Here is a 23,919-nt window from a genome sequence, read left to right as displayed (position 1 = left end):
AATCTCGCTCACACGAGATTATGACACAAATATACAAAATATTTATTTCACTATTTATTTTGTTTAAATTGCAGGCTTATAAATTCATGCTATGAAGAATTTTTTAACACTACTTACCTTTGTTTTATTGGTATCGTGCAGCAAAAGTGACGATAACAATAACTGTAATTTTTTACAAAATTCAGGAGTTAATGCAAGCATTAACCTTAACCTACCGCAATACAGCCAATTACAGTTTACGAGTAACTCTGTATATATTCCTTTCGAAGTTGCAGGCGGTAATGGCGGTATTATTGTGACCAATGTTGGCTCAGGACTGAGAGCATGGGATGCTGCAGACCCAAGTCACATACCTAGCAGTTGCTCAATCATGACTATTGATGGAGCAAATGCTAAGTGTGGTTGTGGTGATGAAAATGAATATAGCCTGTTTATTGGTCAGCCTCTTAACGAAGCATTACCTTGTGGTCTTAAAGAATACAGAGTTACTCCAACTGGAAGTAACACCTATAGTATTACTAATTAAAATCGTAAGGTTGCTCCTACTAAAAAGTTAGTAGTTGCCTGCGGATAAAAGCCTGCACCTTCAATTGTTTCAACTTGTCCTGGATTAGACCAAGTATCATCGTAGGTGTAATAATATCCGTTAGACTCATATTTTTTACCAAACACATTGTTTACCAATCCTGTTAACACTATAGATTTGAAAATAGAATTGGTTTTAATTTCATACATGATATTGAAATCGTTAACAAAATAGCTATCGAGCTTTGAAGCCTCAGCATTAGTATTTCCCATAAACTGCTCACCAACATACTTGCTTAAAAAAGACATTTGAAATTGTGGTGTTGGTTGAAATACAAAAGCATTAGCAGCAATAAACTCTGGTGAAAATGAAATATTGGTTTTACCAAGGTTTACTAGCTCGCCATCAATTGAGGCAACAGTTTCTTTGTTTTTATTAGAGCTAATGGTAAAATTAGGTTGCACTGAAAACTTAGGCGTTATGGCTAAAGCTGCATCAACTTCTAAACCTAGTCTATAGCTTTCTCCACTGTTAGCTCTTACAGGACTACCAACATCATCAATAGTTCCTGTTAAAACTAATTGCTCGTTATACTGCATATAGTAACCATTGATATTAAGTCTAAAGGTTTCTTTACTGTATCTCCAACCTAATTCAAAATCGTTTAACTGTTCTGGTTTTACATCTGGATTGTTTTCAAAATCATCACGTTTTGGTTCTCTGTTAGCTCTTGCATACGAGAAATACAGGTTATTTGCTGTGTTTAACTTATACGTGATACCTGCTTTAGGATTGAAAAAACTGTAGTTTTCATCAATATTAAATGGCACTCTATCTGATGTCTCTCCTGATGTTTTATAACCTACATTTCGCAATTGTAAATCACCATATAAACTAACTTTGTCATTCAATCTGTAGGTTGCTTTTGCAAATACACTAAAATCATTTTTCTTACCATTTCCGTCATAATAATGGTCTCTTATTTCACTATTACTAGCATATTGAGCCCAAATTATTTCTCCAAAATGATCGCCATCATAATTACTATAAGATAACCCTGAAATAACATTTATAGCATCGTCTTTATAATTAACGTTGACATTAACTACATAAAAATCGTTATCTAGCCATCTACGTCTTATCAAATCTGTTTCATTGATAGTTTCATCACCAATAGTGATTTCTTCTAAATCATAATCTGAAAAGCTTTCGTCTTCTTTATACTGCTCAAAATAACCATGACCATAGGTATAGTTAAGCCCTAAGTTAGTTGACCAATTGTTATTGTAACGTTGGTTCCAGTGTAGCTGATAGTGATCTTGCTGGTAATTATCAACCTCGTTATCGTAGAAGCGTGTATTACCATCTTCGTCAGTATACATACCTGCTGTATTGAAGGTACGATCATTTTCTAGTTTTTCTAAATCTTCCAATCCATTCCAAGATTGATAGGTAATTTCTTTACCAGAAAAAGTAATGGCTTTAATTAAGGTATTAGCATCTACATAAGCTGCTTGTAGAAAATAGGATTTTAAATCAGAAGTTGCTCTGTCTATATATCCATCAGATTTTATTTGAGACAAACGACCTGCAATTTCAATATGGTCATTTAACTTACCTGTACTAAACTTTAAGGTGTGTTTTCTAGTATTATAACTACCAAATGAGTTTGAAATTTCTCCATAAGGTTTTTCAGAAATTGCATCAGTAAGCACATTAATACTAGCTCCAAAAGCTCCTGAACCATTAGTAGAGGTTCCTACTCCACGTTGCAATTGTAAATTTTCAACTGAAGACGCAAAGTCCCCTAAATTCACCCAAAATGTTCCTAATGACTCTGCATCATTATAGGGAATTCCGTTAATAGTTACGTTAGTAGATTGCGAACTAATACCACGAACTCTAATTCCTGTGTAACCAACTCCTGCTCCAGCATCGGTTGTAGTAACAACTGACGGTAAATAATTTAAAAGTACAGGAATGTCTTGACCTAAATTGCGTTTTTTAAGGTCTTCTTTTTTTACGTTTGTGTGAGTAATTGGCGATGTTGCCTCAACACGAACTGCTTTTACTAGAACTTCGTCTAGCTTTTCTACTTCGGTAGAATCTTTTTGTTTTTCTTGTGAAAATGCATTGACAGATAGCACGAATAATGCTAAAAATGCGAATAAGTTTTTCATTACGATTATGTTTATAATCGAATAAAAAGAGGTAATTATTCTTTGGTTAATAAATTATTATAAAATAGAATACTTTAGGTTGTTCCGGATACAGCATTAAGTATTCACAGTCCCTAAACAGCATTACCTGTTCTAGGTTCATTAGGTATGATCTCAGCCGAAATCAGTGCGCAGTTTGCAGTATTACAGTTAGCAGTCTGTATTAAAAACACTTAAACTGCAACTGAATACTGTTCTACTGAGTACTGAAAAAAGCACCCCTTTTTGAGAACGCTGCAAAATTAATGAACTAATTTAGACTTTAAAAGACTTCTCAATACAATTTTTATTACTCAAAAAATCACTGAGAGTGACACCTATAACTTTTAAATTTCAGGAGGCTTTCTATTGGCTTTTTTTTCAGACAGTTGCTTTTTGTTTTGAAGTCGTTTTTGTTTTACTGCCTTAGGAACAGCTGTCTTTTTTCTTTTTTTAGGAACAATCAAACCTTGTTTAATAATTTCTAAAAAACGCTCAATTACAAGTGCTTTATTTTTATGCTGACTTCGGCTTTCACCACATTGTAAGACAAGTACGTTTTGGTTGCTTAATCTTGTTTGTAGGTTTTTGAGCAAGAGTTCCTTTTGCTCCTCATTTAAAACTGTAGATGCTTCAACATTAAAAGTCAATTCAACTTTTGAAGCTGTTTTATTAACGTGTTGTCCACCAGCTCCAGAACTCTTTATGGCTTTAAAAGATAATTCGGCAAGTAAGAGGTCTTCGTTAAGCATCACTTTTTATTTGGTGTGGTGCTTTTAATAAATCGTTTACTGTTTTTACAGAATTAAAGGTAATAAGAGGTACTTCAACAAAAACCGTGTTCCAGTTAGACATGCTTCCATTCCATAAACCAGGTAGCTCAAGTGCTTTTAAATCTTTTCCTACTTTGGTCTTCATGGTAATGAATGCTGTTTTTGGGTCTACAAAGTCAGTTAAATCAAACTTTTCTCCTTTATAGTTTTTAACACTGCATACAATATCAACAGGATTAAAGTGTGTAGATTTTTTTAAAATGGCTTTTTGCGGCTTGTTTTTCATGTTTATTTGAGCAGACTCCACAATTTGAAGCGACACATTTCCGCTTTCGTCTTTTACCCAAAATGGTCCACCACCTGGTTCACCTTCATTTTTCACCATTCCACAAATACGTATTGGTCTATTTAGTTTTTCTCTTAAATATTCAATTTGGTATTTAGCTTTATATTTTTCAAACTCAGGAGAAATTTTTACCTGTAATTTATTAAGAAGGAATTCAGCAATTTTAATCAGTTCCTCTTCAGTTGTTTCTTCATCATCCAATTGCTCCATATATTTAAACGAGGTTTCTTGAAGGTTTAGTAAAACACCTGCAAGTAACTTTTTGTATTTAGCAACTTCAGTCTTGTACTTATACACCACAACATTATCAATGTTTTTGATGAAGATAATGTCAGCATTTAGGTCGTTTAAGTTCTCAATAAGTGCTCCATGACCTGATGGCCTAAACAACAATGTACCATCGTCTTCACGAAAGGGTTTATTTTTTGGAGTTACTGCAATAGTATCAGTAGATTCTTTTTGATAGGAAAACGAAATATCAAATTTTGCGCCTGTTTTTTTCTCTACTTTTTCCTGAATTCTATTGAACTCATTCTTGAATTTGTCTTTATACTTTTCAGAAATTGTAAAGTGTAGCTTAGTTGTCGCATTTGTTGAAGAATACAAAGCCGACTCAAATAAATGCTCTTCAAAAGCCGTTGAAATTATTTTGTTTTTGTATTCATGAAAAGGCAATAAACCTTTAGGGAAATTACCATAGTTAAGCTTGTCTTCATCTAACATAGTTTTTACAAACAACAATGCTTGATGACCTGTACTTAGCGCTTTATAATTAGGATGTTTTTCATTGAGCATATCCATAACCTCATAATAAAACGGAAACTTTTCTAAACCAACCAAAAACATAGACAGGTTATTGTTTTTTGTTCTATTTATATAGGCATTTAAGGTTTCAGCTTCAGGATCATAGTCTTTTATAAACTGAAATAAAAACTTAAACATGCGAGTTGCAGCACCAGAAGCAGGAACAAATTTTAAAACGCATAGGTCATTTTTTTTGCCTTCAAACACGTTTATATAATGTTCAATCTCAGTATCAGTATACCTGATAATTCCATCACCAATGGTAGCAGCTGAGACAAGATTAGAAAAAGGTAATCCTGTTACAAAAAGTTCTATTTGAGACTGGACTTTTCTAAGCGTTAGACCTTTACTTTCAATTTGTTTTAAATCTGAATCTGAAAAACTCATGTATTGCTTTTTAATAATTGATCAATGTGTTTTATGGCAGTTTCTAGACGTTCACTTTTATTTCCTTTAAGCAAAACATAAGGTTTTTTATGCTTGATTAATGCACTTTCAAACGCTTTAAACATACGTTCTCGCTCATTGGGTTTATCACGTAAATCGTCTGCCTCCCAAGGCGTATCAATATACGTTAAAAAGTATAAACTATAGGTGTTCTCTAAAGCAAATTTTTCTAAAATTGGATCGCAAGTCCCTGAGTAGTACGCTTCAGAATAAACTTTGGTTTCTAACAAATCGGTATCGCAAATCAAAACAGTATTTGTTTTTTTAGCTAGCTCATTTTCTAAACGTATTTGCCCAATAGCAATTGGCAGCAAGTCTTTTGGTTCACAGGTTTTACGCTCATTGTTCCATTTATTTTGAAGGTACTCACGTGCATACTCTGGTACCCAAACGGAATTATAATGTCTAGCTAACTGTCTAGAAAGTGTTGTTTTGCCTGTACTTTCCGGTCCAAACAAAACTACTTTTATGCAATTTGCTGGTTGTTGTTTAAGCTGTTCTTCCATGCTTTATATCCATAAATAGCTATAATAGTAAATAAAAAATATTGAAAAGACGTGAAAATTAGACCTTTATAAAAATATAAGGGTACCGAAATTAAATCTCCTATAATCCAATATGTCCAATTTTCTAATTTCTTTTTTGCCATTAACCACATACCAACAAAAAATATAGCAGTTGTAACAGTATCTACATAAGCTGTCCAAGAATCAAACTTATCATTTACTTTATAAATTAGAATCACAAAAAGAATTGTAGCTACAAAAATAACTGCACCCCACAAGTGTTCTTTTTTTGTAGTTTTTGTTACTGGCACTTCTTGGTTATTATCATCTTTTCTTGTCCAGAAATACCAGCCATAAATACTCATAGAAAAGTAATAGGCATTTATAAACATATCTCCTAAAAGACCATAAACCCAAAGAATATAAACAAAAATTGCTGTACTAATAATTCCTGTTGGATACACCAAAATGTTTTCTTGCTTGGAATACCAAACACTTAAAAAGCCAAAGAAGACTCCTATAAACTCAAGAACTATTAAATGTGTATCTATACCTTGATACTGTGAAAATAACCAATCAAAAATGTGGCTCATAATCGTGTCTGTCTGATTTTACAATTTTCATATACAGTAAGCCTCTTTCCACAAGTTCAAATGCTTCTTTTATTTCGGTTGTAAGCACCTGCATAACCTCATCATACTCACCATAAACCTGAGTGCTTAATGGGTTTTCTAATACTTTAAGATTTGAAGCTCTCAACTTTTTAATAAAATGGATGATTGATGGTTCAAAATCGTCTTGTAATGGTGTTAATGTTAGTTCTACTGATATTTTCATATTTATTTTTTTAAACTGTCAAAAAATGATTCGTCTTCTTCAAAAGCGGTTCCTATAACCACAACATCTGCTCCAGCTTGATATGCAGCATTCATTTGTATTTTACTTCTAATTCCTCCTCCTACAATCAACGGAATATTCAGTTCACTTTTCACTTTAGAAATAATACTTTCTGAAATTAGTTCACATGCTCCACTTCCTGCTTCAAGGTAAATAAGTTTCATACCTAAAAACTCTCCAGCTTTTGCTGTGTTTACTATATGTTCACTATTGTTTTTAGGCATAGGTTGGGTTTGAGTAACTCTTTGAACTGCTGTTTCTTTTCCGTTTTCTATAAGCAAATATCCTGTTGGAATAATATCAAGCTGCGTGCCTTTTAGTTTTGAAACTGCTTTTATATGTTTACCTATTAAATATTCTGGGTTTCTTCCAGAAATCAATGATAAAAATAGCAAGCCATCAGCTTTATTTGTAATTTGAGTAACATCTCCAGGAAACAAAACAATTGGCAATTGCGTGTGTTTTTTTATTTCATTAACCAAAATATCTGTAAGCTGTTCTTGTACTTCACTCCCTCCAACAAAAATATGAGTTGCTATAGACGCGTTAACTTTACTAATGAATGCTGGTGTATGTTCTATTTGAAACTTATCAGGATCAATAAGTACTGCCAATAACTTTTTGCCATTAGAAACAGACTGTACTATGTTTTTGTAAATCTGTTTCATTTATGATGGTAAAGCTAACGCACAGGTAAATCCTTCAAATTCTAAAAATGTGGTTTGGTAACGGTATTTCTTATTATCATAATCAATCCAAGCTATTGTTTCTTCATCTTTCATCATAAATGGAATTACCAATGTATGCTGAAAAAAGCTTAAACCTGGTGTTGCAAACAACTTATACAAGGACTCTTTAATACACCAAATTACAGTAAGCTTATTAATATAATCCGTTGCAGTTTTATCGAGATATTCAAACTCATACTCAACAAACTTTTGAGCAATAATACTTATTTTTTCTCGTTGCTTTTCAATATCAATACCTACTTCTTTATCGCTTACTACAACTGCCGAAAATATAAACGAATGTGTTATGGAAATATGCTTTCCATCTTTTAGGTGTGGTTTTCCATTTTCGTCATAAAACAAATCGGCATCAGTGTATCCAAACTCTGCTAGTAAATGTCTCACACTTAAAAAACCACGTTGATGCAACTCGCTTTTCATACCTAAAACACGAGTTTCGCACTCTGGTCTTAAAAACATACCTTGCTTTAACTGGTTATAAGATTCTGTAATCTTCCAAATTTTAACAGTAGTATAAGAATTAGGAGTAAGGGTTTTATATAGAGGCATTTATTATTCTGAAAGTTATTAGTTATCTTTGCAGTCTCAATTAATTTTACAAAGACAAATATACTAATATGAACACAAAAACTGTTGCTTACGTACCTAATAAGGTAAAAGATATGTCGCTTGCGGCTTGGGGACGAAAAGAGATTGAATTAGCCGAAGCAGAAATGCCAGGTTTAATGAGCCTTCGTGAAGAATATAAAGATGAACAACCTTTAAAAGGTGCTCGTATTGCAGGATGTTTACACATGACTATTCAAACTGCTGTTTTGATTGAAACATTACAGGCTCTTGGTGCAGAAGTAACTTGGAGTTCTTGCAACATCTTTTCTACGCAAGATCAAGCTGCTGCTGCTATAGCTGAAACTGGTACTGCAGTTTATGCATGGAAAAATATGACCGAAGAAGAATTTGATTGGTGTATTGAACAAACACTTTTCTTTGGTGAAGACAGAAAGCCACTTAACATGATTCTTGATGATGGTGGTGATTTAACAAATATGGTATTAGACAAATACCCAGAGTTAGTTCCTGGAATTAACGGATTAAGTGAAGAAACTACAACAGGTGTTCACCGTTTATACGAGCGTATGGAAAAAGGTACATTACCAATGCCTGCTATTAACGTAAACGATTCTGTTACTAAATCTAAATTTGACAACAAATACGGTTGCCGTGAGAGTGCTGTAGATGCTATTCGTCGTGCAACTGACGTTATGCTAGCTGGAAAACGTGTGGTTGTTTGTGGTTATGGTGATGTTGGTAAAGGTACTGCTGCTTCTTTTAAAGGTGCAGGAAGTATTGTAACTGTTACTGAAATTGACCCTATTTGTGCACTACAAGCTGCTATGGATGGTTTTGAAGTGAAGAAACTGGAAACTGTTATTGGTAATGCAGATGTTGTAATTACAACTACAGGAAATAAAGATATTGTTCGTGGTGAGCACTTTGAAGCTATGAAAGACAAAACCATAGTTTGTAACATTGGACATTTTGACAATGAAATTGACATGGCTTGGTTAAACAAAAACTACGGTAACACTAAAGATGAAATTAAGCCACAAGTTGACAAATACAACGTAAACGGTAAAGATGTTATCATTTTAGCTCAAGGTCGTTTGGTGAATTTAGGTTGCGCAACAGGACACCCAAGTTTTGTAATGAGTAACTCGTTTACAAACCAAACATTGGCTCAAATAGAACTTTGGAATAACAAAGACGCTTACGAAAACAAAGTGTATATGTTACCAAAGCATCTTGATGAAAAAGTAGCGAAATTACACCTTGAAAAAATTGGTGTTGAGCTAACAGAACTTAAGCAAGACCAAGCAGAGTATATTGGTGTTAAGGTAGAAGGTCCTTATAAACCTGAGTATTATAGATACTAAAAAAAGCTAGCGTCTAAACTATAGATTGCTTTGCTTTTAGATAATAAAAAACCCTTACTAAATTTAGTAAGGGTTTTATTTTTATCCAATTTATTGAGCTGTTTTACTAACTAATTTCATTTCTTCAATTAGGTGTTTTGCTCCTGCATATTTATCTATTATAAAAAGGACATATCTAATATCTACCATAATGTTTCTACAAATTTCAGGATCATAATTCATGTCACTCATAGTACCTTCCCAAACACGGTCAAAATTGAGTCCTATTAAATTTCCGTAAGCATCTATAGCTGGACTACCAGAATTTCCACCAGTTGTGTGATTAGTACCTATAAAACACACTGGCACTTTTCCGTTGTTATCAGCATATGGACCAAAATCTTTAGTATTGTATAAGTCTATTAACTTTTGTGGTACATCAAACTCATAATCACCAGGAATATACTTTTCCATAATTCCTTCTAAATAAGTTACTGGACTGTAATACACAGCATCACTTGGCGAATAGCCTCGAACTTGTCCATAAGTAACACGTAAAGTACTATTTGCATCAGGAAAATAACGTTCATTAGGTAATGCTTTCATTAAAGCTGTCATATAATCAGTTTGCAATGCAGTTATTAGCTCGTTTTTTTCTTTATACTCAGGGTCTATTGTATTAAAATACTCCTCTATCATAGGTTTTGCGTAAGCATAAGCAGCATCCTTATTTATATTTTTCAGAACTTTTTTAACGTCACCTTCTAAAAGCTTTAAAGCAGAGTCTAAGTTTGTTAAAGCCGTTTTATCATAAATTGAGGCATCAACAGATTCTCCATATAATGGCATTACATTTAAGTAAACACCTTTATCAACATCAACATCATAATTTTTATGAATTTTCTTAAGGCGTTGGATTAAATCAGGTTTTTGCTTTTCAAAATCTTCAGGATTGTCAACAAGTGCTTGCTCAAATTTGTATAACCTATACGTCATTTGCATTAACTCATTGGTTACTAAAAAAACTTCGGTAAAATTCCTTCTTTTGATATTAATTGGAGCAAAGTCTTTATAAAGTCTATCAAACTCAGGAAGAATGTGCGCATATTTTTCTTCTAAATTATTCTCTTTTAAAGCTTTTGTAAATGTAGCTTCAAACTCACGTCGTTTAGCAACAGCATCACTCTTCTCAATGCCTAAATTCTCACCTATCCATTTTTTCCATGCATTTGCAATTCTAGCTTGCTTAGAGGCATATTTAATACGTACTTCATCACTCGCTTTCATCTTAGCATCAATCACTTTTAAAGCGGCTTCCCTAATTGCAATATTTGTAGGGTTATACTCTTCAGTAATATGCTCAATGGCCACAGCTGGAAGGTATTCGTTTGTTCTACCTGGAAAACCAAAAACCATTGTAAAATCCCCTTCTTCAATACCATCTAACGAAACAGGTAAAAAATGTTTTGGTCTATAAGGAACGTTGTCCTTGCTATATTTTGCTGGTCTGTTATTTTTATCAGCATAAATTCTGAATAACGAAAAATCACCTGTATGTCTTGGAAACACCCAGTTATCAGTATCACTCCCAAACTTACCTATACTGCTTGGAGGTGCTCCTACCAATCTAATATCTTCAAATCGTTCGGTTACAAATAAGAAATATTGATTGCCTTTGTAAAAAGATTTTGTTTTTACATCTTGCCATTCTTCTTTTGGCCAAGAGTCCATTACTGCATTTCTATTTTGATCAATTAAAGACTGTTTTTCTTTTTCGGTCATAGAGTTATTAATCCCTTTTAAAACGGTCTCAGAAACATCATGAATACTTACAATGAACTCAATATAAAGTCCTTCGTTAGGCAGTTCTTCTTCCAAAGACATTGCCCAAAATCCATCTTTTAAATAATCGTTTTCTAAAGAAGAATGTGATTGGATTTGACTAAAGCCACAATGGTGATTAGTAAGTACCAAACCACGTTCGGAAATCACCTCACTTGTACAACCTCCATTAAAATGTCCAATAGCATCTTTAAGGCTAGAATTATTAACATCATAAATATCTTTAGCTGTTAATTTACTTCCAAGGCTTTGCATTTCATCTTCATTCATACCTTCTAAAAGAGATGGAATCCACATACCTCCTTGTTGGGCAGACATTTGAAAAACAACGAAAAAGCAAAGCAATTTTATTATGCGCATATTTAATATTTTATAGTTTGCGTAAAAATAAAAAAAGTACATTTTTATATCTTTAAAACTTATCAATTTAACGAGATATTATGATATACCACCAATCAAAACTATCCAACGTAGGCAACTCCATTTTTTCTGTAATGAGTACATTGGCAAATACCCATAATGCTATGAACTTAGCACAAGGGTTTCCTGATTTTAAAAGCGACCAAAAACTCATTGATGCAGTTTCAAACGCAATGAATTCTGGGTACAACCAATATGCACCTATGCAAGGACATTTGGGTTTACGTCATGCTATCAGTAAAAAATATGAGTTACTCTATAATTCTAGTTACAATCCTGAAAATGAAATTACCGTTACAGCTGGAGCTACCCAAGCTATTTTCACTATAATATCAGCATTTATAAAACCAAATGACGAAGTTATTATTTTTAAACCTGCTTATGATTGCTATCAACCTGCAATTGAACTTAATGGTGGAAAAAGCATTGCTATACAACTAAAAGCACCTAACTATACTATTGATTGGAATACTGTTGCGAAAAGCATAAACAGTAATACCAAAATGATTATTGTCAACACACCTCACAACCCAAGTGGAACAGTAATGAGTAAAGCTGATATGCTCAAGTTACAAGAATTAACTAACGAAACAGATATTGTTGTTTTAAGTGACGAAGTATATGAGCATATTATTTTTGATGGTGAACAACACCAAAGTGTTTGTAGGTTTAAAAACTTAAAAGAGCGAAGTTTTATAACAGCTTCTTTTGGAAAAACATTTCATAATACTGGTTGGAAAATTGGTTACTGTTGTGCGCCAAAAACACTAATGGACGTTTTTAGAAGTTTGCATCAATTTAACGTGTTTTCTGTGCATCATCCTTCACAAAAAGGACTATCGGATTATATGAAAGAGCCAAATCATTATTTGAATTTACCTGAGTTTTATCAAGAAAAACGCAACTTATTTCTAGAATTAATAAAAGATTCTCGTTTTAAGTTTACACCTTCAATAGGCACATACTTTCAAGTATTGGATTACTCTGACATTACACTAGAGCATGATGTAGATTTTGCAAAACGCCTAACTATTGAGCATGGTATAGCCTCAATTCCATTATCAGTTTTTAACGATAATAATTTAGATGAGCATGTGCTACGCTTTTGCTTTGCTAAAACAAATGACACTCTAAAAAAGGCTGCAGAATTATTAAACAGCATTTAAAAAATAGTTGAATTAATTTGCTACAAAAGAGTTACTTTTACAATAATTCTGTGTCTTACTTTACATAGAAACCAAATACATAAATACATGAAATTCTGGATTACAATATTATTTTTAAGCTTAGGACTGTACTTAAACGCACAAGAAGTTAAACATGAAGGAAAAACTTACGAAATAAAAAAAGGAAAAATTTTCCTTGAAGGAAAAGATGTTACTGATACGTTTACTAAAGAAGAAATTGAAGCATTTAAAGTAAAAATAGCCAAAGCAAAAGAAGAATACGACAAAGTACAAAAACAAGAAAAAGAAGCTAAAAAACTCGAAAATCAAGCAAAAAAAGCTGAAAAAGCTCAAAAAAAGGCCGAAAAAGAATTAAAACGAAAAGAAAAGGCGCAATCAAAATTTGATAAAGCTTCTAAAAAATTAGAAGACGCTCAAAGCAAGTACGAAAAGCTAAAAAAGAAAGGAAAACTATCTCCTAATGACGAGACAAAATGGCTTGAAAAAATAGAAAAACTAAAAGAAAACTACGATAAGTCTAAAAAGAAGCTCAAGTGAGCCTAAACTCAATGCAAGACCAACTAAAAATCGCTTATTTACAATCGGATTTAATTTGGGAAGACCCAAAACAAAACCGCAAACATTTTAAACAAAAAATAGAAGACATCACCAAGCCTGTTGACGTTATACTTCTTCCTGAAATGTTTACCACAGGTTTCACCATGAATGCCAAGGATAATGCTGAAACCATGACTGGTAAATCTGTAGAGTGGATGCAAAAAATGGCCAATAACAAAAATGCAGCTTTAGTTGGCAGCTTAATTATTGAAGAAAATAACGCGTTTTATAATAGACTGTGTTTTGTAGAACCAGATGGAACTATCCATAAATATGATAAACGCCACACTTTCTCTTTAGCAGGTGAAGACAAAGTATTTTCAGCTGGTAGTGATAAATTAGTTATCGATTTTAAAGGTTGGAAAATTTGTCCTCTTATATGCTACGACTTAAGATTTCCTGTTTGGAGTCGAAACATTGAAGACTACGACTTATTGCTATATGTTGCCAATTGGCCTAAACCTCGCATACAAGCTTGGGACGCATTGCTGAAAGCAAGAGCAATAGAAAACATGACATATTGCATTGGTGTAAACCGAATTGGTGTTGACGAAAAGGAAAACGAATATTGTGGACACTCAGCTGCTTACGATGTTTTGGGCAATGTGATGCTACCTATAAAACCCAATAAAGACCTTACTGAAATAGTTACGCTAGAGCGTAGCCATATTACATTTTATCGTAATAAACTCAGATTTTTAAACGATAAAGACCGTTTTACTCTAGAATAAATTCAATAATAGGGTCCCAATTAGCTCTTGCGTCTATAGCATCAGGGAAGTGGCTAACGCGTTCGGGCTGTATCTTTTTAAGGTAATTTCCTGTATCCCATTTTTGGTTACCATTAGCATCATGCACAACTCTTAAAAAATAAGTTCCTGGAAGAATATACCTAAAATCTATTGGCTTTAACTCTGTAGCAAATTGTTCATATTTAACTTCGCCTTTATCATCAGTAAGTTGAACAACAGCAGGATATTTAGCGTTTCTTAAAGTCACTCTCACATTAGAATAATCAGAATAAGCTTTAGTTTTTAAATTAAAGTTTAGCGTATCATTAACTTTACCAAAAAAGTCGGTAAATGTTTCTGGTAACATCTGTATCTTATAGGTATTGTTTTGGGACTTTTCAAACTTAAAAGCATAGGTGTTTTCCATTTCGTTAAACTCTGTAGTGAAATCTACATTTACCGAATCTTGATCTAAGATAGTCACCTGCTTTTCGTTTAAAGACACAAAAGGCGTACTTCCTTGTAATGAAAAATCTTTACCAAAATCTATAGTTCCTGAAACCAACGCTCTAACAGTTAATGAGTCTTTATCTAAATCTCTAAACCTATGTTTTAGTGAATCAACATACGTTTTATTTTTAACCACAAACAATGTAGAATCTAATTCTAATTTAGGTTTGTACCAGTAATACAAAGTATCAGTTTTACTGTCTTTAGTTATTTTGGTTTTAAAGTTATTAGGTATACTGTCGTTGAGCATTTCAATCTGCATTCCGTTATAGTCTCCTTCATAGCCAAAAGCAATTCGTTGTTTTGCAATTTGTTTTGGCTTTATAGCTTTAAAATCGAGTTCTTCTTCAAATAGTTTTAAAGTATAAATGGAATCGCTAGGGACTTCAATAAAGTCTTTATGAAATCCTATTTTATCACTTTTAGGCTCAAATGTGTAATTACTGTTTTCATCTTTTACAGCAACCATCAAGTATTTACCAGCTTTTAAATTATCAATACTAAATGTTGTAACACTATCTAGTGTATTAGTAATGTATTTAGGTTTTTCTTTATAAATGATAGAATCAGTAAAAGTAGAATCGACTTCATACAGCATTACCGAAACAAAGGTATCTGGTTTTTTAAGTTTAGAATCCATAACCACACCTTTAACCGAAAGCGAATCGATATAATCACCTGTAGAGAATACATATCTGTAATAAGGGTAAGGGTTTTCTTCGTTGTTATCTACTATACTTTCACCAAAATTGAACGCATAAGTTGTATTAGGTTGAAGCGTATCTTTTATGGTAATTTTTATATACTTACTTGCTGAACTTAACGGAATAATATCTGGTTGTGTGTCCATTGGTGGTGAAATGATAAGCTGACGCTGAACATCTTTCACCTTAATGTATTCATCAAAATAAATTCGAATTTCGTTACCCTTAAAATTTGTCGTGAAGTTTTCAGGAACAGATTTTAGTATTACTGGTGGTTCAGTATCTTTTTCTCCACCTGATGGAGTTCCTCTATTAGCACAACTAGCAATAACTAATGCTAAGAAAACAATGCCTAAAATCCGTGTGATATATGAGCGCATTAAATAAGAATAATTTTGCACAAAGAAACAATTTTAAAAACTATACTCAAAACTCAAACTTATTAAGTTTTATTGTATTAAAAAACGAAAACCACCTACCGTTAAGCAATACGTTAATGTGTAATTGCCATAGTTGCCACACTTATTTTAACGCCTTCTATTTGCAACATGGCATTAGCGCAAGCTTCTATTGTTGCTCCTGTTGTAATAATATCGTCAACCAATAAAATATGCTTGTGTTTTAATGATTGGTTTTCAGATATAGCAAAAATAGTTTTACTATCATCGGTTCGTTTTAATCTGTCCTTAAATACTTGCGTTTTAGTATTTGCAATCTTTTGTAATGTTGTCGTGTTTACATTTACATTTAAGGCTTTGGCAATTTCATCTGCAAACTTTGAAACCTGATTATATCCTCGCTTTCTAAGTTTATGTTTATGTAAAGGCACTGGTATCACTACATCTATTGTGTTATAAGCTTCAATCGTTTTTAATTCAGCCCCTAACCACTTCCCTAAAAATGTTCCTACCTCTTCGTAACCTTTATATTTTAATTTATGAATAAGTTGCTGTACAATCCCTTTTTTAGAAAAGTGTAAAAAGGCGGTTGCATTTTCAAGTTTTACTCTTCCATAAAGTACTTTTTTAACGGTATCGTCCTCATTAAAATGAAAATTTGTCAATGGAAGATCATGCCTACACTTAATACAAATATATGCTTCATTATCACCCAAATAGCTTGCACATGACAGACAAACCTTTGGAAAAAACAAGTTTAACAAGTTTTTTATCATTTCATCGATAAAAATAATCAACCTTAACATAAAGTTATACTTTCGCGAGGAAATAACAAATTAATAATGATAGTTAACCCTCAATTTTTTAACTACAGATTAATTATAGGTTCATTAGTAGCAACTATTGCGGTTTTATGTGTTTTTAGTTTTACAAGTTACCAATCCATTAGAACTCATCAACAATTTTTAGAACAAGAAAAACACTTAATGGAAAATGAATTATCTCAAATGATTTTGAGATATGACAACTCGCTTACCTCTAATAATCTTTTATCTACTCAACTCGAAGATGCCAAAAGAGAAACACAAGTAGCTTTGGATTCTCTAAAGCTTATGCAAGTAGACTTATCTGTGATTTCGAAGTTTAAGAACCAAGTTATTAATCTTAAAGAAAAAAACAATTTATTGTTCTTTACTATAGACTCTCTAAAGGCTATCAACCACAACCTTCAAAAGGAAAAACTATTAGCTTACAACGAGTTACAAAAAGAGCGACTTACCAACAAAAAGCTTTCTGAAGAAAATTTTATATTAAACAAAAAGCTAGAAGAAGGAGCTGTTTTAACTGCAAATTCTTTTAAAGCTAAAGCGGTTAAAAACTTTTTAGGAAAAGCCATAATTACTCGAAAAGCTAGTAGTACCAACCAAATAGACGTAAGTTTTACTTTGGTTGAAAATGCATTAGCTGAGAATGGAGATAAAGAATTATATGTTCAAATAGTAAACCCAAAAAACAATGTAGTAGCTGATAAAGGCTCAATTGATTTTGGAAATTCGCTATTAATCTACAGTCTTAAAGAAGTGGTTAATTACCAAAATAATGATATGGATGTCACACTGTCAATAGACACAGATAATGACGATCAACCTTTAACAAAAGGCACCTATCACATTAATGTGTTTCACAAAAATCATCATTTAGGTTCAACCAAAATAGAGCTTAATTAACTAACTAATTTTATTTTTTGAAAAACCGTTCCGTTAGTTGGTGCGGTTTTTTATTTTTGCATCATGGCAAACAACGACGATCAATTTAAAAAGGTTATATCACACGCAAAGGAGTATGGATACGTATTCCAAAGTAGTGAAATATACGACGGTTTAAGTGCTGTATATGATTATGCACAAAATGGAGCCGAACTCAAAAAAAACATACGTGACTATTGGTGGAAAGCCATGGTACAAATGCACGATAATATTGTAGGTATTGATGCTGCAATATTTATGCATCCAACTACTTGGAAAGCCTCAGGACACGTCGATGCTTTTAACGACCCATTAATTGATAACAAAGACTCTAAAAAGCGCTATAGAGCTGATGTGCTTGTTGAAGACTACTGTGCCAAAATTGAAGCTAAAATAGATAAAGAAGTTGCTAAAGCAGAAAAACGTTTTGGTGACGCATTTAATAAACAAGAATTTATTACCACAAATCAACGTGTTTTAGGGTATCAAGAAAAAATTGATACTATCTTATCGCGTCTTGCAAAATCTTTAGAAAATGAAGATTTAGCTGATGTAAAAGCGTTGATAGAAGAGTTGGAAATTGCCGACCCACTTACAGGAAGTCGTAACTGGACAGATGTAAAGCAATTTAACCTTATGTTTGGCACCAAACTAGGTGCTTCTGCTGAAAGTGCAATGGATTTGTACTTGCGACCTGAAACAGCTCAAGGTATTTTTGTAAACTTTCTAAACGTTCAAAAAACAGGACGTATGAAAATTCCTTTTGGAATTGCCCAAACAGGAAAAGCATTTAGAAATGAAATTGTTGCAAGACAATTTATTTTTAGAATGCGTGAGTTTGAACAAATGGAAATGCAATTTTTCATAAAACCAGGAACCCAAAAAGAATGGTTCGACTATTGGAAAGACACACGTTTAAAATGGCATAAATCTCTAGGTTTAGGCGAAGACAACTATCGTTTCCATGATCATGAAAAATTAGCACACTACGCTGATGCTGCTACTGATATTGAATTTAAATTCCCATTCGGATTTAAAGAACTAGAAGGCATCCACTCGCGTACAGATTTTGATTTAAAACAACACGAAGAATACTCTGGTAAAAAGCTACAGTATTTTGACCACGAAGAAGGTAAAAGCTACGTGCCTTATGTTCTAGAAACGTCTATTGGACTTGACAGAATGTTCTTAGCAGTGTTTTCAAACGCATTAGTAGAAGAAGAATTAGAAGATGGTTCTAAACGCGATGTGTTGAAACTTCCTGCTGTTTTAGCACCTACAAAAGCTGCTATACTACCATTAGTAAGAAAAGATGAAGCTTTAACAAATATGGCTAAAGCAATTGTTGATGACCTAAAATGGGACTTCAACGTATTTTATGATGAAAAGGATGCTGTAGGTAAACGTTACAGAAGACAAGATGCTGCTGGTACGCCATTTTGTATTACTGTAGATGGAGAAAGTTTAGAAGACAACACAGTTACAATTCGTCATAGAGACACTATGGAGCAAAAGCGCGTTAAGGTTTCTGAGTTAAGAGACATTATCAAAAAAGAAGTTGATGTTCGTGAGTGGTTAATGAAAATGTAACTTATCACTACAAAAAACTAACATACCTCAATAAAAAAATCCCAAGTACACTCTTGGGATTTTTTTATAGCATTTTGTGTAGATTAAAATCTGTAACCAAAATTAACTCCAAACCTTAATTCGATATTTTCTAAATAATCAGTATCAAAATTTCCTAGGTTTCTTGCAATATCACCATAAAGTGTTAGAGTAAATTTATTACTAAACATCCATTTATGTCCAATTCCAAAGCCTGCTGAAAACCCATCAACATCATAGGTGTATTCTTCTTCAATTGATGTTTCATTTTCATAGTCATAGTAATAATATTCTTCAACAGTAATTTCTCCTGTTCTAACTTTTAATTGAGGGTAAAAGAAAAAACCTGCATGCTCTTTTTCTTTAGAAAAGTAAATTAAATAAGCAGCCTTAAAACTTAATGCATTGCTTTTTTCAATATATCCTGCGTCATAATAACCATAGGTATCAAAAAAGTTAGCACTAATTAATAGTGATTGATTTTTGTCGAACAAACGCTCGTAATTTACATTTAAAGTTCCTGCAACTACTAAATCTAATAGGTTTGTTGAAATTTCAGATTTTTTTGGCGCTTCATCTGTTAATTCTTGAGCATTTACAGCAAAGACAGATAATAATAAGGCTACATGCAAAATTGTTTTTTTCATAAAGAATAGATAAAAATTAATACTATAAAGATGCAATAGTAGTGAAAACGTTGCGTGAGAATTCACTTATTTTTAAAAATAAGCCTTCAACTGTACTGTTCCTGTATGAATGGTCTTGGAGGTTTCGGTTTTTCTTCCAAAGTAGTTTAAATTCAAATCTAAAAACTTAGTCAATTTCTTTTGAGCCAATAAACTCCAAGTAAAGTTTTTTCCTGGTTGTAAGCCTTCTAGCATTTGATAGCTTACAGGTGTATTGGCATTACCCTCAAAAGTGTTTTGAAACAAATTGACTTCACCTGTAAGTGAAATTTTTTGTGCGTTATTATATGTAAAAGAAACTCCATAATTATTTTGAAGTAAGGTTTCCATATTACCAATAGTATTGTCTTTTGAAGTGTATTGGTAAAACACATCAAAACTTGCATTTTCATTGAATAAATATGACAACTTTGGGTTAAACCTTACTTCGTCAATCGTATAATTTCTTGAGCTGTAATTTTCACTTTCGCTCTCATTGACATCAATAGCCGAAGTCATGTTAAGCAACCAGCTTTTCCCGAATTTATGATTAAAATTAAACTGATGACTCTTTAATTTATTTTGTTGAAATCCTATTGAAAGTACTGTTCTATTACTATTAGACAAGAATGTGTAAGATGTTGTAAAACGCTGTTTTCCTCTATTAAAAAACAACACATTTCTTATACTTTTATTAACTGCCAATTGGTTGTTCTCATCTTCTTCAAAAGGATTTAAATTAAAGTCATTGCCTTCTTTTCTCAACTTTCGGTCAATTAAAAATGCGGTTTGATTGTAAAAATGAGACCAGAACTTTTTGGATTTATTTTCTGAAACTGACCATTGCTGCGGATTTAAGGTTATAGTTTGACTCAACCTATTTTGATGTGTTTTTATAAATACCTGATTAGGCAATAACACGCGTATATAATTTCCTTCATCTTGAAATTGAGCCACTTCAAACTCGTTCAACTCTTGAATTCCATCTTCGTTATAATCAATCCAAGTATAGCTACCTTGTCCTGCTTCAACTTCAACATAAGTAAAATCTTGTTGCGGTAATGTTCCTGAATTGGTCTCAAAAATTGTATTCCATTGTATTAAATTATTAAACAAGTTTTGATTGTAGTTTACTCTAGAGTTCAACGACTGCTCATCTTCAACAGCTTCTTCTATCCATTTTAATTTTCGGTAATTAACATAAACTCCTAAATTGGTATTATCATTTTGTATCAACTTTGACTTAATATAATACGTATTTGAACTATTTACACGCTTAAGCCCTTCAACCCTTAAACTGTCATTAACCCTGTGTTTATAACCCAATTCAACAAACACATTTGTACTATCACCAATACCTGAAAACACTTCGTAAGACGTGAAGCGCTGACTTAAATTAGTGAAATTACCTGATAGTTTTTCGCGTTGCTTGTTCTCTTCTGAAGCTAATTTGGCACCAACCCATTGTTTGTTAAAACCATACACAGCACGATTAAATGACCTAAAAAACCTAGAATCTGAAATTGTGTTATCACTCTTGGTTATGCTTGTATTTGTAAATACATTTAAACCTTTAAAATTCAAATTAGCCAAAAGGCTGTGACGGTTTCCTGTGAAGTTTTCAGAAAACCCTAAATACTCAAAATTATAATTTGCAATTCCTTTTTTAGGATGAAATAATTCTACTCCAGAACTCAACAGGTTTTGATTACCAAGTGGATCTTCGAGGTTCCAATCTCTGTTAAATTCGGCATAATACAAACGTTGAATGGTTTTAAAATTCTCCTGGATAATATCTGCATCTACATAAGCATTTAAGTTCCAAAGGCTATCGGTTTGTATCAGTTTTTGGTTCACTTTTAATTTAGCAGCAAACCCATCGTTATTAGCATCATCTAAACCCGAAAATAAATTGAGGTCGTTTTTGCTTCCTGCAACTTCAAAATACACATCTGTTTTCTCAGTTGGCTTATATGTTGCATTCAGTACTGCTATCTGCAATTTTGTAGGTGCTATCAACTGCACAACAGGTTCATAATTTCCTTGTGGCACACCATTTACTGATGGCACATACTCGTAAATATTATTAATGGCATTACTATTTATTATAATGTAATTTCCTTGATTATCACCAACCAACGAGAATTTCACATTAAACAATTCGTCATCAGGATTGTTTGAAAACACAAAGGCTTCAACACCATTAATGAGTTCCTTTTTGTACAAAATTCGATTTTCACTGTAATTTTCAGGAACATCAGAAGGCGCAACCATTAAGGAGCTATCATCACCTGCATTGGCCAATATTTGCTTTTGTTCATTAGATAGGTTTTGCTGTAAGGGTTGATTTTTAGCATCCACTTCAGAATACACCGAAACACCTAACTTTAGTTTTTCGGTTTCATAACTTCCACCTCCATACGCTGTAAAACGCGAAAAATTACGTTCACTAAACTGATAATCGACAGTGATACGCATTTCAGAAGTGATAGGATAGGTTGAGTTGAAAATAATCTCACCAGCATTATAATCTATGATATAGTCTTTGTTTTCTCCACGTTCAACCGGAATTCCATTAACATAAACCGTTTCGCTTCCAGAAACAATAAGCACAAACAACTCGTTATTTGGTCCTCTAAGTTTATAAGGACCTTGGTTACCCTCTTGAGCTGTAAACTTACTGGTTGTAAACTGCCCTCTTACCAAAGCACCTGAAGCAAAAAAATTGGTTTTAGAGTTAGGGTGTTCTAAATCCACATTAACCAGCAATCCTTGTACTCGCTTAGTAAAATTGGCAAAATAGCTACTGTTGTTAACCAAATCGATATCTCCTGCTCTAATGTTCCAATTGTCACTAAACAACTCAATAAACACTTGATCAAACTCATCTAATCGTTGCGAATATCCACTCTCTTGCAAAGGTATATTTGCATCTTGTATTGATGCTCGCAGTGAGACTTTATCGTTCAATTTACCTGTGATTTGCAAATCCAATTCACTGTTTAATACTGAGTTTTGGTTATTACCAATAGTAACACCTCTAGAGATACTTCCTGAAGTATTTAAACCGTCAAAAGGTGTGAAATTATTTTGTAGTGTAGATTGTTGCAACCTATACAATCGTTGTGTATCATTGGTGTTATTGACAATAATATTGTCATCCAACTGAAAATATTTACGAGTCATAAACTCAGGAAAACGCAAGTATTCAATAACAAGTGTATCAGTTTCTACAGGAGCATTAAAAGTTAAGAGCGCTTTAGAAAAATCGACATTGTACTTAGAGCTGTCAATAACCACATTAGTTTTAGTCTTTAACACAAACTTGCTAGAGTTAATGCTTACAGTGTCAATTTTTATGGTATCACTTACTGCTACTTTTTTGGTTCTGTAATTAGAGGTCGATTCTTGCGCTAAAGCACAAAAAGACATTAAAACACACACACAAGCAATAGCAATTTTCATCAGTACCTAAAACTCTTTAAACACAAAAATATTTTATAGTTAAAAGCTCCATAAAATTTTAGTGTAAAAGTACAGTATTATTTATTTTAGCTAAAATTCAAAAAAACGATTCAATGAAGATTATTTCCTATAACGTCAATGGTATAAGAGCAGCATTAAATAAAGGGTTTATAGATTGGTTAAAAATTGCAAATCCAGATGTTGTTTGCCTTCAGGAAATAAAAGCTTTAAAAGAGCAATTGGATTTAGATATTTTTGAAGAAGCAGGTTACACTCACAACTATTGGTTTAGTGCCCAAAAAAAAGGCTACAGTGGTGTTGCTATACTTAGCAAGATAAAACCAGATCATGTAGAGTTTGGTACAGGAATAGAGTCTATGGACTTTGAAGGCAGAAACATTAGAGCCGATTTTAATGGTGTTTCAGTAATGAGTATGTATTTACCTTCAGGAACCAATGATGATAGGTTAGCGCATAAATTTGAGTATATGAATATGATTCATGAATATTTAAATGAATTACGCGAAGCCTACCCTAACCTTGTAGTGTGTGGTGATTATAATATTTGCCATGAAGAAATTGACATTCACAATCCTAAAATGAAAGGCGTTTCAGGATTTTTGCCCGAAGAACGCGAATGGTTAGGCAATTTTATCAATAGTGGTTTTATAGATTCTTTCAGACATTTACATCCTGGAAAACAAGAATATACTTGGTGGAGTTATAGAGCCAATGCAAGAGCCAACAACAAAGGTTGGCGACTAGATTATGCTATGGTAACCGAACCTTTACAAGAAAACATAAAACGAAGCGTTATACTATCTGACGCTGTTCATAGTGACCATTGTCCTATTTTATTAGAAATTGAAACCCAAAACAATTAAAACT

General features: G+C 32.8%; 21 protein-coding genes. 8 read left to right on the top strand and 13 right to left on the bottom strand.

Annotation, left to right across the window (positions count from 1 at the left end; genetic code table 11):
• Positions 1-91 precede the first annotated feature (91 nt).
• Complete coding sequence (locus ABD011_RS03115) at positions 92-526, top strand: hypothetical protein (RefSeq protein ID WP_343795698.1); 435 nt, start codon at positions 92-94, stop codon at positions 524-526.
• On the opposite strand, the gene ABD011_RS03110 is transcribed toward ABD011_RS03115, so the two are convergent.
• The 8 genes from ABD011_RS03110 to ABD011_RS03075 form a co-directional block, all read right to left on the bottom strand.
• Positions 523-2,706 carry a TonB-dependent receptor gene (locus ABD011_RS03110; protein WP_343795696.1) on the bottom strand — a complete coding sequence of 728 codons (2,184 nt, stop codon included), beginning with the start codon at positions 2,704-2,706 and terminating at the stop codon, positions 523-525. The two genes, ABD011_RS03115 and ABD011_RS03110, sit on opposite strands and share 4 nt — an antisense overlap.
• A 365-nt stretch (positions 2,707-3,071) precedes the next feature.
• Complete coding sequence (arfB, locus tag ABD011_RS03105) at positions 3,072-3,476, bottom strand: alternative ribosome rescue aminoacyl-tRNA hydrolase ArfB (protein WP_343795693.1); 405 nt, start codon at positions 3,474-3,476, stop codon at positions 3,072-3,074.
• On the bottom strand, positions 3,469-5,034 hold the full coding sequence (locus tag ABD011_RS03100) for a DUF4301 family protein (RefSeq protein WP_343795691.1): 1,566 nt from the start codon (positions 5,032-5,034) through the stop codon (positions 3,469-3,471). The genes arfB and ABD011_RS03100 overlap by 8 nt, the downstream gene beginning before the upstream one ends.
• Positions 5,031-5,600, bottom strand: coding sequence for an AAA family ATPase (locus ABD011_RS03095; RefSeq protein WP_131506197.1), 570 nt, complete (start codon positions 5,598-5,600; stop codon positions 5,031-5,033). Before ABD011_RS03095 ends, ABD011_RS03100 begins: the two co-directional genes overlap by 4 nt.
• Positions 5,561-6,193: a nicotinamide riboside transporter PnuC gene (gene pnuC, locus ABD011_RS03090; protein ID WP_343795688.1), complete on the bottom strand. Its 633-nt coding sequence runs from the start codon at positions 6,191-6,193 to the stop codon at positions 5,561-5,563. Before pnuC ends, ABD011_RS03095 begins: the two co-directional genes overlap by 40 nt.
• A complete protein-coding gene (locus tag ABD011_RS03085) occupies positions 6,177-6,437 on the bottom strand; it encodes a thiamine-binding protein (protein WP_129759550.1) in 261 nt (86 codons plus the stop codon). Before ABD011_RS03085 ends, pnuC begins: the two co-directional genes overlap by 17 nt.
• A 2-nt stretch (positions 6,438-6,439) precedes the next feature.
• Positions 6,440-7,165: a phosphoglycerol geranylgeranyltransferase gene (locus ABD011_RS03080; protein ID WP_343795685.1), complete on the bottom strand. Its 726-nt coding sequence runs from the start codon at positions 7,163-7,165 to the stop codon at positions 6,440-6,442.
• Positions 7,166-7,795 carry a 4'-phosphopantetheinyl transferase family protein gene (locus tag ABD011_RS03075; protein WP_129759552.1) on the bottom strand — a complete coding sequence of 210 codons (630 nt, stop codon included), beginning with the start codon at positions 7,793-7,795 and terminating at the stop codon, positions 7,166-7,168.
• 68 nt (positions 7,796-7,863) lie between these two features.
• Here ABD011_RS03075 and ahcY point away from each other — a divergent pair, with 68 nt between their 5' ends.
• Complete coding sequence (gene ahcY / locus ABD011_RS03070) at positions 7,864-9,180, top strand: adenosylhomocysteinase (RefSeq protein WP_129759553.1); 1,317 nt, start codon at positions 7,864-7,866, stop codon at positions 9,178-9,180.
• 90 nt (positions 9,181-9,270) lie between these two features.
• On the opposite strand, the gene ABD011_RS03065 is transcribed toward ahcY, so the two are convergent.
• Positions 9,271-11,361 carry a S46 family peptidase gene (locus ABD011_RS03065; protein ID WP_343795682.1) on the bottom strand — a complete coding sequence of 697 codons (2,091 nt, stop codon included), beginning with the start codon at positions 11,359-11,361 and terminating at the stop codon, positions 9,271-9,273.
• A gap of 83 nt (positions 11,362-11,444) precedes the next feature.
• Between ABD011_RS03065 and ABD011_RS03060 the strand changes: the two genes are divergently transcribed.
• The 3 genes from ABD011_RS03060 (at position 11,445) to ABD011_RS03050 (ending at position 13,936) form a co-directional block, all read left to right on the top strand.
• A complete protein-coding gene (locus tag ABD011_RS03060; RefSeq protein WP_343796776.1) occupies positions 11,445-12,587 on the top strand; it encodes a methionine aminotransferase in 1,143 nt (380 codons plus the stop codon).
• An 87-nt stretch (positions 12,588-12,674) separates the two neighbouring features.
• Complete coding sequence (locus tag ABD011_RS03055; RefSeq protein ID WP_343795680.1) at positions 12,675-13,145, top strand: hypothetical protein; 471 nt, start codon at positions 12,675-12,677, stop codon at positions 13,143-13,145.
• A gap of 11 nt (positions 13,146-13,156) precedes the next feature.
• On the top strand, positions 13,157-13,936 hold the full coding sequence (locus tag ABD011_RS03050; protein ID WP_343795678.1) for an amidohydrolase: 780 nt from the start codon (positions 13,157-13,159) through the stop codon (positions 13,934-13,936).
• Here the strand turns inward: ABD011_RS03050 and ABD011_RS03045 are convergent.
• Both ABD011_RS03045 and ABD011_RS03040 read right to left on the bottom strand, forming a co-directional pair.
• Positions 13,923-15,530, bottom strand: a complete 1,608-nt coding sequence (locus ABD011_RS03045) for an Ig-like domain-containing domain (RefSeq protein WP_343795676.1) — start codon at positions 15,528-15,530, stop codon at positions 13,923-13,925. The two genes, ABD011_RS03050 and ABD011_RS03045, sit on opposite strands and share 14 nt — an antisense overlap.
• A gap of 113 nt (positions 15,531-15,643) precedes the next feature.
• On the bottom strand, positions 15,644-16,213 hold the full coding sequence (locus ABD011_RS03040; protein ID WP_343795674.1) for a ComF family protein: 570 nt from the start codon (positions 16,211-16,213) through the stop codon (positions 15,644-15,646).
• A gap of 177 nt (positions 16,214-16,390) precedes the next feature.
• On the opposite strand from ABD011_RS03040, the gene ABD011_RS03035 reads away from it, so the two are divergent.
• Positions 16,391-17,275, top strand: coding sequence for a hypothetical protein (locus ABD011_RS03035; RefSeq protein WP_343795672.1), 885 nt, complete (start codon positions 16,391-16,393; stop codon positions 17,273-17,275).
• A gap of 63 nt (positions 17,276-17,338) precedes the next feature.
• Positions 17,339-18,883, top strand: coding sequence for a glycine--tRNA ligase (locus tag ABD011_RS03030; protein ID WP_129759560.1), 1,545 nt, complete (start codon positions 17,339-17,341; stop codon positions 18,881-18,883).
• Positions 18,884-18,966: 83 nt separating this feature from the next.
• Here the strand turns inward: ABD011_RS03030 and ABD011_RS03025 are convergent, their stop codons facing one another.
• Positions 18,967-19,548, bottom strand: coding sequence for a DUF3575 domain-containing protein (locus tag ABD011_RS03025; protein ID WP_129759561.1), 582 nt, complete (start codon positions 19,546-19,548; stop codon positions 18,967-18,969).
• 72 nt (positions 19,549-19,620) lie between these two features.
• Positions 19,621-23,031: a hypothetical protein gene (locus tag ABD011_RS03020; protein ID WP_343795669.1), complete on the bottom strand. Its 3,411-nt coding sequence runs from the start codon at positions 23,029-23,031 to the stop codon at positions 19,621-19,623.
• A 113-nt stretch (positions 23,032-23,144) separates the two neighbouring features.
• Between ABD011_RS03020 and ABD011_RS03015 the strand changes: the two genes are divergently transcribed.
• Positions 23,145-23,915, top strand: a complete 771-nt coding sequence (locus ABD011_RS03015) for an exodeoxyribonuclease III (RefSeq protein WP_343795667.1) — start codon at positions 23,145-23,147, stop codon at positions 23,913-23,915.
• The last annotated feature ends 4 nt before the right edge of the window (positions 23,916-23,919 follow it).

The organism is Gaetbulibacter jejuensis, from assembly GCF_039524015.1.
Classification (GTDB): domain Bacteria; phylum Bacteroidota; class Bacteroidia; order Flavobacteriales; family Flavobacteriaceae; genus Gaetbulibacter_B; species Gaetbulibacter_B jejuensis.
The sequence above is the reverse complement of the archived record's forward strand: the minus strand, read 5'-3'. Positions and strand labels throughout refer to the sequence as shown.